The 15,176-nt window shown below is 39.8% G+C and carries 18 protein-coding genes; 8 read left to right on the plus strand and 10 right to left on the minus strand.

From position 1 onward, the window contains the following. The first annotated feature begins 1 nt into the window (after position 1). Entirely contained in the window at positions 2-673 is a 672-nt protein-coding gene (artQ, locus tag ACEYJ7_RS00370) for an arginine ABC transporter permease ArtQ (protein ID WP_373777053.1), read from the plus strand. Beyond that, positions 673-1,356 (plus strand): arginine ABC transporter permease ArtM, encoded by a 684-nt coding sequence (gene artM / locus ACEYJ7_RS00375; RefSeq protein ID WP_373777054.1) that lies wholly within the window; start codon positions 673-675, stop codon positions 1,354-1,356. Before artQ ends, artM begins: the two co-directional genes overlap by 1 nt. Positions 1,357-1,416: 60 nt before the next feature. Here the strand turns inward: artM and ACEYJ7_RS00380 are convergent, their stop codons facing one another. Further along, positions 1,417-1,629, minus strand: a complete 213-nt coding sequence (locus ACEYJ7_RS00380; RefSeq protein ID WP_373777055.1) for a YdcH family protein — start codon at positions 1,627-1,629, stop codon at positions 1,417-1,419. A 191-nt stretch (positions 1,630-1,820) separates the two neighbouring features. Between ACEYJ7_RS00380 and ACEYJ7_RS00385 the strand changes: the two genes are divergently transcribed. Both ACEYJ7_RS00385 and ACEYJ7_RS00390 read left to right on the plus strand, forming a co-directional pair. Beyond that, a complete protein-coding gene (locus ACEYJ7_RS00385; protein WP_373777056.1) occupies positions 1,821-2,762 on the plus strand; it encodes a pyruvate formate lyase-activating protein in 942 nt (313 codons plus the stop codon). Positions 2,763-2,766: 4 nt separating this feature from the next. Continuing rightward, on the plus strand, positions 2,767-3,708 hold the full coding sequence (locus ACEYJ7_RS00390; RefSeq protein WP_373777057.1) for a substrate-binding domain-containing protein: 942 nt from the start codon (positions 2,767-2,769) through the stop codon (positions 3,706-3,708). Positions 3,709-3,771: 63 nt separating this feature from the next. Here the strand turns inward: ACEYJ7_RS00390 and ACEYJ7_RS00395 are convergent, their stop codons facing one another. The 9 genes from ACEYJ7_RS00395 to ACEYJ7_RS00435 are packed head-to-tail and all read right to left on the minus strand — an operon-like array spanning position 3,772 to position 9,698. Next, on the minus strand, positions 3,772-4,392 hold the full coding sequence (locus ACEYJ7_RS00395) for a LysE family transporter (RefSeq protein ID WP_373777058.1): 621 nt from the start codon (positions 4,390-4,392) through the stop codon (positions 3,772-3,774). A gap of 1 nt (position 4,393) precedes the next feature. After that, positions 4,394-4,864 carry a phosphatidylglycerophosphatase A gene (locus tag ACEYJ7_RS00400; RefSeq protein WP_373777059.1) on the minus strand — a complete coding sequence of 157 codons (471 nt, stop codon included), beginning with the start codon at positions 4,862-4,864 and terminating at the stop codon, positions 4,394-4,396. A 3-nt stretch (positions 4,865-4,867) separates the two neighbouring features. Further along, the gene (gene thiL / locus ACEYJ7_RS00405; RefSeq protein ID WP_373777060.1) at positions 4,868-5,839 is read right to left on the minus strand and encodes a thiamine-phosphate kinase; all 972 of its coding nucleotides are present in this window, start codon (positions 5,837-5,839) and stop codon (positions 4,868-4,870) included. A gap of 9 nt (positions 5,840-5,848) precedes the next feature. Further along, positions 5,849-6,262, minus strand: coding sequence for a transcription antitermination factor NusB (gene nusB / locus ACEYJ7_RS00410; RefSeq protein ID WP_373777061.1), 414 nt, complete (start codon positions 6,260-6,262; stop codon positions 5,849-5,851). A 53-nt stretch (positions 6,263-6,315) separates the two neighbouring features. Beyond that, entirely contained in the window at positions 6,316-7,605 is a 1,290-nt protein-coding gene (gene pilQ, locus ACEYJ7_RS00415) for a type IV pilus secretin PilQ (protein ID WP_373777062.1), read from the minus strand. Between the two features lie 9 nt (positions 7,606-7,614). Continuing rightward, a complete protein-coding gene (locus ACEYJ7_RS00420) occupies positions 7,615-8,004 on the minus strand; it encodes a hypothetical protein (protein WP_373777063.1) in 390 nt (129 codons plus the stop codon). A gap of 11 nt (positions 8,005-8,015) precedes the next feature. Then, the gene (locus tag ACEYJ7_RS00425) at positions 8,016-8,534 is read right to left on the minus strand and encodes a hypothetical protein (RefSeq protein ID WP_373777064.1); all 519 of its coding nucleotides are present in this window, start codon (positions 8,532-8,534) and stop codon (positions 8,016-8,018) included. 1 nt (position 8,535) lies between these two features. Then, a complete protein-coding gene (locus ACEYJ7_RS00430; RefSeq protein WP_373777065.1) occupies positions 8,536-9,054 on the minus strand; it encodes a hypothetical protein in 519 nt (172 codons plus the stop codon). Further along, positions 9,036-9,698, minus strand: coding sequence for a pilus assembly protein PilM (locus ACEYJ7_RS00435; RefSeq protein WP_373777066.1), 663 nt, complete (start codon positions 9,696-9,698; stop codon positions 9,036-9,038). Before ACEYJ7_RS00435 ends, ACEYJ7_RS00430 begins: the two co-directional genes overlap by 19 nt. Positions 9,699-9,879: 181 nt before the next feature. Here ACEYJ7_RS00435 and ACEYJ7_RS00440 point away from each other — a divergent pair, with 181 nt between their 5' ends. The 4 genes from ACEYJ7_RS00440 (at position 9,880) to ACEYJ7_RS00455 (ending at position 15,159) form a co-directional block, all read left to right on the plus strand. Next, positions 9,880-12,471 (plus strand): penicillin-binding protein 1A, encoded by a 2,592-nt coding sequence (locus ACEYJ7_RS00440; RefSeq protein WP_373777067.1) that lies wholly within the window; start codon positions 9,880-9,882, stop codon positions 12,469-12,471. Between the two features lie 237 nt (positions 12,472-12,708). Beyond that, a complete protein-coding gene (gene aroK / locus ACEYJ7_RS00445) occupies positions 12,709-13,230 on the plus strand; it encodes a shikimate kinase AroK (protein ID WP_373777068.1) in 522 nt (173 codons plus the stop codon). A 12-nt stretch (positions 13,231-13,242) separates the two neighbouring features. Next, entirely contained in the window at positions 13,243-14,331 is a 1,089-nt protein-coding gene (gene aroB, locus ACEYJ7_RS00450) for a 3-dehydroquinate synthase (RefSeq protein WP_373777069.1), read from the plus strand. 3 nt (positions 14,332-14,334) lie between these two features. After that, on the plus strand, positions 14,335-15,159 hold the full coding sequence (locus ACEYJ7_RS00455; RefSeq protein ID WP_373777070.1) for a Dam family site-specific DNA-(adenine-N6)-methyltransferase: 825 nt from the start codon (positions 14,335-14,337) through the stop codon (positions 15,157-15,159). The last annotated feature ends 17 nt before the right edge of the window (positions 15,160-15,176 follow it).

Consider the following 15,176-nt stretch of genomic DNA (forward strand, 5'->3'; position numbering starts at 1 on the left):
TATGTTTTTTGATTATCTTCCTTTAATGTACACCGCAACCCTGATGACCTTAGGGTTAGCGGTTTGTTCGTTATTAGTAGGGCTGCTTCTCTCCATACTTTTTGTCACCTTTGAAACAAGCAAATGGACTTGTATACGTAAGCCGACAGCTGTTGCAATTACACTATTGCGAGGATTACCGGAAATTTTGGTTGTATTTTTAATTTATTTCGGCGCGCCGGAAGTCATTGAATTAATCACCGGTACTTATGTCGAGCTTGGACCTTTCGGGTGTGGTGTGGCTGCGTTATCGATTATTTTTGCGGCTTACGCTTCGCAATCTTTACGTGGTGCAATTCAAGCGATTCCGATTGGACAATGGGAATCCGGTGCCGCTTTAGGACTTAGTCGTAGCTATACGTTTATTCATATTGTGATGCCGCAAGTGTGGCGACATGCTTTACCGGGTTTAAGTAACCAATGGTTAGTATTACTGAAAGATACGGCATTGGTGTCATTGATTGGTGTACATGATTTAATGCGCCAAACGGAATTAATCAATACTCGTACTCATGAACCTTTTACTTGGTACGGTTTTGCTGCCTTGGTTTATTTAGTGATTACTTTATTAAGCCAAGTAATTATTCGTAAGTTAGAGTTGCGTTTCACCCGTTTTGAAAGAGGGGGCAAATAATGTTACAAGAATATTTTGTCACCATTGCACAAGGCATCCCAACTAGTTTAATGCTCACTTTTGTGGCTTTGATTATCGCTTTTTTTCTTTCCATCCTACTAACATTTTTAATGTCGATGGAAAATAAAATCATCAAAGGTACGATTAATGTATTCTTAACGGTTTTCACCGGTACGCCGTTATTAGTACAATTTTTCTTAATTTATGCAGGTCCAGGACAATTCCAATGGATTGTAGATAGCCCACTCTGGAGTTTATTTTCCAATGCTTGGTTTTGTGCCATGTTAACCTTGGCACTCAATAGTACGGCATATACCACCTTATTGTTTCACGGTGCAGTAAAAGCAATTCCAAAGGGGCAGTGGGAAACTTGTGCTGCGTTAGGTCTAAATAGGCTTCAAACGCTTAAAATTTTAGTCCCTTATGCGTTAAGACGTGCTTTACCTTCATACAGCAATGAGATTATTTTGGTGTTTAAAGGGACGTCTTTAGCTTCTACTATTACCATCATGGATATTATGGGATATGCACGTCAGCTATACGGTACGGAATATGATGCGTTGACTATCTACGGTATTGCCGGGGTCCTCTATTTGATTATCACCGGAATTATGACGTTAATCTTGCGTAGTGTAGAGCGTAAAGTGTTATCCTTTGAACGCCTTGAAGCTGAAAAAGCTTAATTTTTATCGTGATAATGAACGAAAAAATGCCCGCTTTTGCGGGCATTATCTTCTTGTATATTAAGACTTTTTCTTTAAGATAGCGTATAGTTCATCTTTGATGTGTAATTTCTCTTTTTTCAGTATTTCAATATCAGTACTCGTGGCGAGCTCAATACCGGCTTCCATATTTTTGATCTTATGATCCAACTCATTATGTTTATCAAAAAGACGTGCAAAATGAGCATCTTCGGTTTTTAGTTTTGTGATTAAATCGCGAAATTCAGGAAACATATAAGACTCCGTTGGGTAAGTGAAATGTCAGTAGGCTTACCGAGATAGTAGCATTTTTAGACCTTTAATTCGGAAATTAATGTAAAAAATTTGAACTTGATCACAAAATTTTCAGTCAAATTTCCTATGCGAAATCCGTTTAATTAACGGTATAATAAACCAGCCTATCGACTATTTAAAATTGGAAAATAATGCGTTATCTCAAGTTTCTTTTTATTTTGTTGTTCTCATATCCGGCATCTGCAACATGGCAGAAAATAAATAGTGTCGATTATATTTGGGGACCTTTTAAAATTTATAATCTTTCATTGTTTTCTGAAAACGGTCAATATACGCCTGAAATGCGTCCGTTAATGTTAACTTTAAAATACCACAAGCCGGTCGACGGTAGAGATTTTGCGATTTCTCTTGCCCGTTCTTGGTCAAGTTTGGGGATTACATTACCGGAGCAAGAGGCTGTAGTCGATCGTTTGCGTAAAATATTGCCGGATATTAAAAAAGACGATTCATTAAGCTATATCGCATTGTATGACAAAGGCTATTTCGTCTTGAACGATATTGTCATTCCGGAAGAGTTTAATAAAGATTTTAACGATGCGGTATTGGCTGTTTGGCTTGACCCGCGTGTGGATATTGCGCGTAAATTGTTAGACCCTGTTCATCAACAAAATGCAGAAGCGGCGAAAGAAAACAGTAAAGCATTGGTAGCAGAAGAGATTATGATTCCAAACGAAGGCGATATTTCCCAAACCCCTATTATTGAAGGCATTCTTGAACAGCATCAAGTGAAAGTGGATAACTCCGAGCATACACAAGCGACTCAACAAGCGGTCGAAAACCAGCAAAATTTTGCAAAAGAGAGTGAAGATAAGGTTAAACCCGCGCCACAACAAACGCAACCTGAGCAACAACCGCAAGAACAACCGCCGACTCAAATCCAGCCGGAGGAGAAAGTAAAGGAAAATGCGGATAATACTCCGACGCCTGTTGTGACAGAGGAAAAAGAAGAGCCAAAAAACACAGAGCCACAAAAACCTGCAACAAAACCTCAAGAAACAGAACAAAAAGAATTAGAAATTGAGATTAGTCCGCCTGCCGATCCGGTTCCGGACGTTAAACGCCCGGTATCATAATCAGATGAAATATACAATTAAAGACATTGCCCACTTATGTAAAGTGGGCAAATCTACTGTTTCGCGGGTGCTGAATGATGATCCGAATGTCAGTGAAAAAACACGTGAAAAAGTCAAGGCTGTGATGGAATCCCTTGGATTTGAACCCAATCGTAGTGCTCGCGCAATGCGGGGCGCTGCTGAGCCGGTTGTCGGGATTATTGTTACCCGTCTGAATTCACCGGCAGAATCGCAAACGCTCAGTGCAATTTTGTATGAGCTTCACCAACAACACATCACACCGATTATCGTTGAAAGTCAATTCCAACCCGAGCAGGTGAACCACCATTTAGAGCTGTTTCGTCAACGCCAAGTTGATGGTGTGATTTTATTTGCATTCTCCCAACTTCCTCTCGCCATGATTGAACAGTGGAAGGGGAGTATCGTTGTAGTTGCGCGCCAATATCCGACAATTTCTTCAGTATTTTATGACGATGAAAATGCAGTGAAAATGCTCATGGAACGATTCTATGAGCAAGGCCATCGTCAAATTGCTTATTTAGGTGTAAATGATCGGGATGAAACTACCGGTCAATTACGCAATCGGAGTTATTTAAATTATTGCCATACCCACCAACTGCCGGTAAATTTGGTTCAAACCGAATTAGGTGCTGAAAACGGTTATCGCAATGCAGCAAAGTTATTTGAACAGCCGGTGTCTGCTATTTTGTGTGCCAGTAGCAGTTTAGCCATCGGGGTGCTGAAATATTTGCAAGAAAACGGTCAAAACCGACCGCTTGCATGTATTGGTCAGAATGATTTATTGCAGTATGTTGTACCGGAGCTACTGAGTTTGGATTTCGGTTATCCCCAAGCAGGGAAATGGGCGGTGGAATTATTGCTAAAACAGCTGAATGGCAGTCGTTCAGTGGAACAGCGTAAAGTGCCGTGTAAGTTAATCGAATAAATTGAGAGAACAATTTCTTTTTAAGTCAAAGGCAGTAAAGTGCCTTCGACTTAAAATTGAAAATCACATTAATGTTGTTATACCTTCATAAATTAAAGTCGCACCGAAGAAAATAAATACCGCACCGGCAAAATTATCCAAATAACGGTTATGTTTGGCATAAAAAGCACGTATATGTCGGTGAGAAAACAGTAAAGAAACCAAACTAAAATAGATCAGCGTACTTTCCGTCACAATCAGTAACACTAACAGACTATCTTTGATATTGGATAAGTTAGAAACATAGCCTGACAGTACGCTACCAAAGAATATCACGACTTTCGGATTGGAAAGATTAATCATCAATCCTTTTAAAATTTCTTTATGCGCTGGCGTTTTGGTCTGTGATACATTACGTTCATCTAATGCGGTGCTCTGCCTAATTTGCACCATTTTTATGCCGTTGTAAGCAAGATAACTGCCTCCGAACAGCATTAAAATATATTGAAACGATGGAATAGTTCTATTCAAAAATGCCAAACCGAACAACACGATTAACGCCCAAAATCCGACACCAATGGTAATACCGATTGTGCCGAGAATGGCATTACGACGGGTATCGCCCATAGCTTTTCGGGTCACATAGAAAAAATCGGGACCGGGACTAACCAAACCGACTAATTGCACGAAAAAAATGGTCCACATTTTAGAAACACCAATAAATTAGATGAAGAGTAATAATCGAATAGATTGCGGCGAGTATATCGTCAAACATAATTCCTAAGCCACCGTGTAAATGTTGATCAAAATAGTGAATCGGGTAGGGTTTTAGTACGTCAAAAAGACGAAATACAATAAATGTCAAACCGTAATAGAGCCAACTGTGTTGTGGCAAAAATACAAAAATCAGGAAAATGGCGACAATTTCATCCCATACTATTCTACCGTCATCGTGTACGCCGAGATCACGGCTGGCTTGCTCGCAAATATAACAACCGGCGACAAAGGATATTAACGTTAGCAGGAAGAAAAACAGTACGGAATGAGTCGCCGCCCACAACAGAACGGAAAGTAGTAATCCGGCTAAGGAACCCCAAGTACCGGGGGCCGGTTTAATTAAACCGGAACCAAAACCAAAGGCAAAAAAATGAATGGGATTTTTTAAGTTGATCTGCATAAATTATCCAAAATGATCAAAACCGATACGAGCGGGTAATGGCATGGTTTTCCCTTGCTTTAACAGGCGCAAGGGTTGCGATATATCGGTAATCTGCCCGATAGCGTAAAACGGAATCGCCAGTTTGCTCAGGGTTTGTTCCAGTTTTGCGCAATGTTGCTCTGCTACCGTAAAACAGAGCTCGTAATCTTCACCGCCGCTTAATGCGAATTGTTGTGCTTGTTTGACGGAATAGCAACTTAATAATGCTTGTGAGAGAGGGAGTTTATCCAAGTCAATTTCTGCAGAACATTGACTACGATTTAGAATATGCCCTAAATCCGCCAATAAACCGTCGGAAATATCAATAGCGCAACGACTATAATCCAATAATATTTGCCCGAGTTCCACTCGAGGAGTGGGGCGCAAATGCCGTTCAATCAAGGTGTTTTGTGCAGAATTACGGTTTTGCTTAGTTGGGTTAAGCAGAATATCCAAGCCTGCCGCACTATCGCCCAAATTGCCGGAAACGTAAATTCGATCACCGACTTTCGCATTATGGCGGAACAATCCGCGTGATTTGGGTAGTACACCTTGTGCGGTAAGAGTGAGTGATAAATTTCCTTTGGTCGTATCACCGCCAATCAATGCGATATCATATCGGTCTAAAACTTCAAACAGACTTTGACTGAATTGTGATAACCAGCAATGGTCGATTTCCTGCAATGTTAATGCCAATGACACCCAGCTTGGTTTTGCCCCCATTGCGGCTAAATCGCTTAAATTGACTGCAATCGCTTTATGAGCCAAATCAGCGGGGGAAATTGTCGGCAGGAAGTGAGTACCGACCACTAAAGTATCAGTCGTAATGGCAAGTTGTTGATTTGATTCAATCGAAGTTACCGCACAGTCGTCACCGATATTTTGCAAAATATCGCGTCGTTCCGACCGCTTGTCGCGGGTAAAATATTGTCGGATTAAATCAAACTCACCCATAACGATGCCTTATTTACGACCTAATGCCGGAGCAAGTTTATCTAATACACCGTTAATGTATTTATGGCTATCCTCCGAGCCGAAAACTTTCGCTACTTCAATACCCTCATTAATGGCAACTTTATACGGTACGTCCTGTTCATACTGTAATTCATACGCAGATAAACGTAGAATTGTGCGCTCAATCGGATCTAATTCGGAGTCGGCTCGATCTAAATAAGGACGAAGTGAGGCATCGATCGCTTCAACTTGTTCAACGGTGCCACGCAATAATTTACGGAAATACGGCATATCAACGCCACTCATATCCTGATCGGTCACAAAGGCTAACTCAACTTCTTCAACACTGTTTTGCGAAATATACCAAGAATATAGGGCTTGTACCGCACATTCTCTAGCGCGGCGACGTGGGGAAACTTTCATAAGACCTCAGATTTTTTATCTCAAAAATAGGCACGAATTCTATCATAGTCCCCTTATTTTTGCTTGGCTTTCTTGCTGTTTGAGGCGGAAATTGGAGCGGATTGCACAATATATGGCGTTACAAAAATCACTAATTCCCGCTTAGAAATTTTGTCTCTGTTCTGACTAAACAGATATTTGATAACCGGGATACTGCCTAAAATCGGCACTTTATCTTCTCCTTTGGAAATCAGGTGTTGGAAAATCCCTCCTAATACGATAGTTTCCCCGTGTTTAGCAAACACCTGTGTATTGATTTCCTGTTTATCAATGGTAATCAACATATTATTACCTGTCTGATTATTCGGCGAATTTTGGCTGATGACTAAATCTAATAAAATTTGATTATCCTTTGAAATATGAGGGGTAACTTCAAGCCCTAATACGGCTTCACGGAATTCAATGTCAGTGATTTCATCTTTTTTGCTATAAACCGCATAGGGAATTTCCGTCCCTTGTTTGATGCTAGCACTTTTCTTATTCGTGGTGAGCAGGCGGGGGCTGGCAATGATTTCTACACTATTTTCCCGTTCTAAGGCGCTCAGTTCTAAATCCAACACTCTGCTGTTGATTGACGCTACCTGCAATACCATTGAAGCGGCATTATTTACCGGAAAATTAACATTAAGATTATTGGCGTTTAATCCGTTACCTTCTAAATTGCCGGCAAATTTACGATGACCTTCACCCTGTGAAAAAACGCCCCAACGTACACCCAGTTCTTGCAAATGCTCACTACTAATGGTGACAATTCGTGCTTCAATGGCGATCTGTTCCGTCGGCTTATCCATCTCTTTCAGTAACGAGGAAAAGTGCTTCAGTGACTCTGCGCTATCTTTAATAATCAGACTATTACTACGCTCATCAAAGTGGAGATAACCGTTCTCGGATAAAATATTACCGTGTCCTTTAGTGAGCGAATCGATGAGCTCCGAAGCTTTTGCATAATAAAGTTTAAACGTTTGAGTCCGTAATTTAGGTGCGGAAGATGGATGAGATTCGTTTAACGGTGATGGATTGGATTGCTGCGTTTGTTCGGGTAAAAACGAATAAAAGTTCTTCTCTTTTTGAAGTGTGAGACGATTGATTTTTGCAATGCTGTTCATAATTTCTTCAAAATGACTGTTTTCCATACGTAATGCTTTGATCTCGTTTAATTCGTCGTGCAATACGATATTTTTGCCGTCTTCTTCTGCTAAAAAAGAGATAATTTCTGCCGCAGGGGCATTTTTTAATGCAATTGACATTGTGTTGGCGGAAGCAGGCAATATAAACAGCCAAATAACATAGAAAAAATAGTGCATAGCAAGCTCCTAAAGTTTGAGTGTAACCACATAAGGGGTTTGGCAATCTTTACTTTTCTGCCAATCGATATAGCGCACGCTTTTTAAATCGATGTGTTCAAACTGAATATATGAATGGTGAAGAAAATCGTTTGGCTTAAAACTATGTAACTGTCGGTTCTCATCCAAAAACAGCGCTTTATATTGTTGGTGAATATGGCTTAAACCTACTAATTTCAGTTTGCTGAAATCAATCGGACTATAAAGCTGATTTAGCCTTTCATCGATCATACAAGCGGTCGGTTTTGGGCTGTTTTTTGCAAATTCGGTAAGTGGCTCATTGCTTTTTTCATCCGCATAAAACGGATTGGCATAGCTATGGACGGTACAACAAAGCAGAATAAAGTAACTGTTTTTCATAAATTCTCCTTTTACGGAATAACTGAAAGTGTGGTGTTGAGCTGAATCAATCGTTGATAACCGAGTTTGAATAGGTGGATTTCCTTGAAGCGCACGGTTTCTAATTGATTTAATTGTTCAATAATTTGAAAAATGGATTCAGTCTGTTGATTGATATTTAAATAGACGGTCTTTTCACGCTCAAATCCCCATTGAATATTTTCAATATTTGCGTGATTTTGATCCAAAACGTCTTTAATTTGCTGATTAATCGAAGCGAATTTACTGTCTTTTTTATTTAATTCCGTTTGATAGTTTTGCACGCTGGTTAATAAGTGTGCTTGTTGCGTCAGTTCTTGAGTAAGTTGCTGGGATTGTTGCTGATAGAGGCTGTGTTGTTGATGGTTATAACCGTATTTGAAAACCGGATATACTAAAATTCCGCCAATCAACACAATAATGATTGACCAAAAATGGTGGTTTAAGTGCGTTAACAGCTTATAAGGTTGATTAAACGGCTCAGTATAGAAGTGTGTGATACGATTTTTCATATTATTGATCCATTTGAATAATTAAACTGAAATCAATTTGGTGTTTATCGTTGGTTTGCAGGTTTTCGATGCTGTATCGATATCGGTTTTTTGTAAGGCTTTTTTCCAACTGTTCCAGCTCTTTTGGGCTGGTTAATTTGCCGATTAATTTGATTTTTGTACCGTTATGTAAATAAAGCTGGCTGATTTCGAGGCTGCCTTGTAGCGGAAAGTGTTGCAAAAAAGCAGTAAACAGAGTGATTTTTTCCGCAGTAATATATTCGCTTGGAGAAACAATGCTTTGATGATTTTTTAATTGTTCGATCGCTTCAGTCGTATTTTTGATTTGTTGTTTTAGTTGATTTATTTGTGTCAGATAATGTTTATTCTTTTTTTCGAGATGCACGGCTTCCCAATAAATAAACACAGCGAATAATGTTGCGATCAACAGGCAAATACAGAGTTTGCCGAGATTTAAAATAGTCGTTTTTACCCATTTTTGTGTCGGTCCGCCGCTAAGATCTATGCCGTACCATTCCATAAACAGGCTCCGAGGGCAACAATAAAAAGCAAAGGATCGTTAATGTCTTCACCCCATGTCAGTTGTGAGAGTTGTTTTAGCTTATCGCTGTCGTTTACGTTTAAACTGGATTCTGTCGTCTCTAGCCCGTCTAATTTAAACTGTACTAAGCGATTATTAATTTGATAGACGTTTTGACGGATATTTTCTAACGGTTGTGCTGTCCAATAGTGAAAACCGCGTAAGAAGCAGTAAAGCTCGCAATCTAAAATGGTGGGAGAATAAGCCAATAGCGAATCAACGTGGCATTGACGAACGGCGTGTATTACCACTCGGATTATTTCACTGTCGACAAGCCGTTCGGTCACGTAGTCGAAATAAATTTCTTCTATTGATACCGGTAATTCTTGGGCTAAACACTGAATAATTTGCTGATAAAGCGTTTGCGCAGAATAATTAATCGGGAAAAACAAGGTTTTACGCCAAATATAAGTGTGTGGAATCGGGCGTATAACTGTAAATTTAGGCAAAAATCTAACCGCTTGTTGGAGTAATAAATTATAGTCACACGGTTTTTGTTGCCAAAATGAGTGAACTTTATCCTCAGTAATATAAACTAAGCAGAATTGATGAGCATTTTCGCTGATTCCGATTTGGGCTTTCATTCGATTTTTTGCAGTATTTAGGTGAAAAAACGACATAGTCTGATTCTCTGAATTGATGTTTTAAACATTAAAACGTGAGTTTGTTCATTTTTAGCTTATAATTAATAAAATAATCATTTCGTGTTTGGACCATTTTGGTACCAAACGTTAATTTCGTCATTCAGCAAAAGAGAATTTTTCGATGAAGATCGTAAAAATTATATTTAGTGCTTTACTTACCCTCATTATTGTGGGCGGTATTGCGGCAGGATTACTTTATGTTCATTTGAAAGGTGATTTACCCGATGTAAGCACCCTTAAAACCGTTGAACTTCAACAACCTATGCAGATTTTTACTTCGGACGGTAAATTAATCGGGGAAGTAGGCGAGCAACGTCGTATTCCGGTTAAACTGGATGAAGTACCACCGCTCTTAATCGATGCGATTATTGCTACCGAAGATACTCGTTTTTATGATCATAAAGGGATAGACCCTAAAGGGATCATTCGTGCAATTTGGCGCTCCAGTCAAGGGGATACACAAGGTGCAAGTACGATTACTCAACAGTTGGCGCGTAACTTCTTTTTATCACCGGAACGTAAAATCGAGCGTAAATTAAAAGAAGCGATTTTAGCGGTCGAGATCGAGCAAAGCCTGAGTAAAAATGAGATTTTAGAACTCTATCTAAATAAAATTTATTTAGGATATCGTTCTTATGGTGTTGCAGCAGCAGCAAAAACCTATTTTGGGAAAAAACTCAACGAATTGACACTTTCTGAAATAGCAATTATTGCCGGTTTACCTAAAGCACCTTCAACAATGAACCCGCTTTTCTCGCTTAAACGTGCTGAAAATCGACGTAATGTTGTACTTGGACGTATGTTAGAAGTGGGAAAAATCACGAAAGAACAATATGAACAAGCAAAAGCCGAACCGATTAAAGCGAAATATTATGGTGCGTCATTAGAGTTTCGTGCCGATTATGTTACAGAAATGATTCGTCAAGAAATGGTGAAACGTTATAGTGAAGATGTTGCATACACCAAAGGTTTCCAAGTTTTTGCAACAGTATTGTCGGAAGACCAACGTGAAGCCCAAAACGCTTTACGCGATAATTTAATTGATTATGACAGACGACATGGTTGGCGCGGTGCTGAAAAATTATGGGAACCGAAAGAAACCGCTTGGGATGAAGAAAAAATTATTGATCATCTCAGTAAGCTTCCGCATTCGGAGCCGTTTATCGGTGCAGTAGTACTCGGTGTCAGTAAAGATAAAGCAGATATTATTTTGCCGAATGGTGATCGCGCTGAATTAAAATTAGCCAGTATGAAATGGGCCCGTAAATTTATCAATGATTCCGCACAAGGTAAAACGCCGGTTTCGGTTAAAGGGGTGATTGATGTCGGTGAGCAAATTTGGGTACGTCAAGACGCTAAAGGAAACTGGGAGTTAGGACAAATTCCGGAAGTCAATTCCGCCTTGGTGTCGATTAATAGTGATAATGGCGCGATAGAAGCTATTGTCGGAGGTTTCAGTTTCGAACAAAGCCGTTTTAACCGTGCAACTCAGTCCATGGTACAAGTCGGCTCATCAATCAAACCTTTTATCTATGCTGCGGTATTAAATAAAGGATTGAGTTTATCAACTACACTGAGCGATACGCCGATTACGATTAATAAAGCAGGTCAAAAACCTTGGACACCCAAAAATTCACCGAATGTTTATGAGGGTTCACTCCGTTTGCGAGTCGGTTTAGGTAAATCAAAAAATGTAATGATGGTGAGAGCGGTACAAATGGCCGGCGTGGATTATATTGCCGAATATTTACAGCGTTTCGGTTTCCAACGAGATCAATATCAAGCTACAGAAGCATTAGCATTAGGTGCGGCATCTTTTACTCCTTTAGAAATGGCGAGAGGTTATGCCGTATTTGATAATGGCGGATATTTGATTGAGCCTTTTATTATCGATCGTATTTTAGATAGCAACGGTAATGAGCTTTTTAAAGCTAATCCGCCGATTGCGTGTTTAAACTGTAATGATATTCCGGTTGTTTACCCTGAACCACAATATTTTGACTTTATTAAGATTGAAGAGCAGAAAATCACAGAACCTACGGTTGAAGCTCCTAAAGATGAAGAAAGTGATTTAATTCCGGAACTGGAAATTGCGACGAAAACCCGTGAAGATGCTCCAAGTCTAATGGCCGATTCATTACAAACAACTAAAGAAGTGCGTTATGCACCCCGTGTCATTAGCGGTGAGATTGCATTTTTAATGCGCAGTGCACTTGCTACAGCAATTTCCGGAGAAAAAGGGCAGAGCTGGAAAGGAACCAGTTGGCGTGTCGCAAATGAGATTAAACGTTCTGATATTGGTGGGAAAACCGGTACCACAAACAATGCGAAGGTAACTTGGTATGCCGGATTCGGTGCAAATATTGTGACCACGGTTTATGTTGGTTTTGATGACAATAAACGTGAACTTGGTAGAGGAGAAGCAGGGGCACAAACCGCTTTACCGGCTTGGATCAAATATATGAAAGTGGCGTTATCAGATAAAGAAGAGCGTAAAGAAGAATTACCTCCGAATATTGTGGAAGCGAAGATCGATCCGACAAGCGGTTTCTTAGGCGACGGTTTAACCGAATATTTCGTTAAAGGAACAGAGCCGACAAGACGCTTTATTGTGGAAAAAGGGCTGTTAGAACCGCAAAACCCTGCATTGAATGAACGACTTGGTTTGCCGCCTCCGGGTATACTTAAAATTGATGGCGGAGAATTATTCTAAATCTTTAGGATTATCTCTGTTTTTGTTGAAAAGAGGGGCGATTTATTGAGATAATATCGCCTATCTTTATTTTGGGCGATTTGTGGTGTATTTAGCGTATTAAGTGTTTTATTTTTAATCACTTCTTGTAAATTTATACTCAAAACAGACCGCTTGTTTCTTAACAAGCGGTCTGTTTTTTCCAAATTATTACCACAAATCAAATGTAATTAAATGTTTTTTATATAGAAAAGAAGAATGGCTGAAAAACGTAATATATTTTTAGTTGGACCGATGGGGGCGGGCAAAAGCACCATTGGTCGGCAACTGGCACAAATGTTGAATATGGATTTTTTAGATTCCGATGCAGTGATTGAAGAGCGCGCCGGTGCCGATATTGATTGGATTTTTGATCTGGAAGGCGAAGTCGGTTTTCGTAAGCGTGAAGAGAAAATCATCAACGAATTAACTCAAGCGCAAGGGCTTGTACTTTCGACGGGCGGTGGTTCAGTGTTATCAAAAGATAACCGTAACGTATTATCTGCTCGCGGTATTGTGGTTTATTTGGAAACAACGGTAGATAAACAATTTGAACGTACACAACGTGATAAAAAACGGCCATTGTTACAAACGGAAGATCCGTATCTCACTTTGCAGGAACTTGCCAAAGTTCGCAATCCGTTATATGAAGAGATTGCCGATGTTACCATTCAAACCGATGAACAGAGTGCTAAAGCGGTCGCTACTCAAATCATTGAAATGATGGATAATTTACAGTAATAGAGGTGTAAGATGTTGCAAGTCAATGTGGAATTAAAAGAACGCCGTTATCCGATTTCTATTGGAACAGGCTTATTAAACGAACCGTCAAGTTATCACCCGCTTAAAGCCGGCGATAAAGTGATGATTGTCTCAAATCCGACAGTGGCGAAGCATTATCTTGAACCGGTTACACACACACTAACGGCTCTAGGTTGTAGTGTCGATTTCGTATTAATTCCTGATGGTGAAAAATACAAAACCTTAGCATCGCTAGACCTGATTTTTACTGCGCTACTCGAGAAAAACCATAATCGTGACAGTACATTAATTGCGCTTGGTGGTGGTGTTATCGGGGATGTGGCAGGCTATGCTGCAGCATCCTATCAGCGTGGTATCCGTTTTATTCAAATACCGACAACACTTTTAGCTCAAGTGGACTCTTCTGTCGGTGGGAAAACGGCAGTGAACCATCCGTTAGGTAAAAATATGATTGGCGCGTTTTACCAACCTGTATCCGTGATTATTGATACCGATACACTAAAAACATTGGCAAAGCGTGAGGTTTCGGCTGGTCTGGCTGAAGTGATTAAATACGGTGCAATTTTTGATATTCAGTTTTTCGAATGGTTAGAAACACATATTGACGATTTGGTTACTTTGGAACAATCTGCACTTGAATACTGTATACAACGTTGTTGCCAATTAAAAGCGGATGTTGTAGCTCGTGATGAAACGGAAAAAGGTGATCGAGCTTTGTTAAATCTAGGACATACCTTCGGTCATGCAATTGAAGCGCATTTAGGCTATGGTCATTGGCTACACGGCGAAGCAGTTGCCGTCGGAATGTTGGAAGCCGCGGCATTATCCCATATTTTAGGTGATCTTAGCGAACAGGATGTCGCTCGTTTAGAAAAATTAATTGCCCGTGCAAATTTACCGACAATTTCACCGGACGGTATGTTACCTGAACAATACTTGCCTTATATGTGGCGTGATAAAAAAGTATTAGGCGGTCAGCTCCGTTTAATTCTATTAAAAGCACTCGGTGTTTCTTATGTTACAGCACAGGCAACAGAACAGCAGGTTATTGATGCTATTACCCGTTTTTCTCAACAATAATGTATGAAAACAAAACAGCGAGCCTTTTTGAAATGGGCGGGCGGAAAATATCGCCTTACTGATGAAATTTACCGTCATTTGCCGAAAAAGGCTTGTTTGGTTGAGCCTTTTGTCGGCGCAGGCTCGGTATTTTTAAATACACCTTTCGAACGTTATGTTCTTGCGGACATTAATCCTGATCTGATTAATTTGTTTAATGTGATTAAGTATGATGTAGAGTCTTATATTCAACACGCCAAGGCATTATTTACAGAAACTCAGGCAAACACTGCAACTTTCTACTACGAACGTCGCCAAGAATTTAACTTATCCACCGACCGATTCCGTCGTTCCGTACTGTTTTTATATTTAAACCGTTTCGGTTTTAACGGGTTATGCCGTTACAACAAGAAAAATGAGTATAATGTGCCGTTTGGTGAATATAAAACTCACTATTTTCCGGAAAAAGAGCTCCGTTTCTTTGCTGAAAAAGCCCAAAAAGCAACCTTTATTTGTGCCGATTTTCACCAAACTTTCCAATATTTAGCAAATAATCCTGACGACTATGTCGTTTATTGTGATCCGCCTTATGCTCCACTACAGCAAGAAACTAATTTCACTCACTATGCACGTGGCGGATTTAGTTTGGAACAACAAAAAGCCTTGGCAGAATATGCTAAAAAGGCACAGCAATTAAATATCCCGGTATTAATTTCCAATCATGATACTGATTTTACTCGAGAGATTTATCATGGTGCCGAAATTAAAGAATTTGCCGTTCAGCGTTATATCAGCCAACATGGGCATTCTCGAGTTAAAGTTAACGAGTTGTTTGCACTTTTCTCATAAGACGCTAAGTGAAAAAT

Origin of the sequence: Glaesserella sp. (assembly GCF_041814905.1) — a bacterium.
Lineage (GTDB): Bacteria > Pseudomonadota > Gammaproteobacteria > Enterobacterales > Pasteurellaceae > Glaesserella.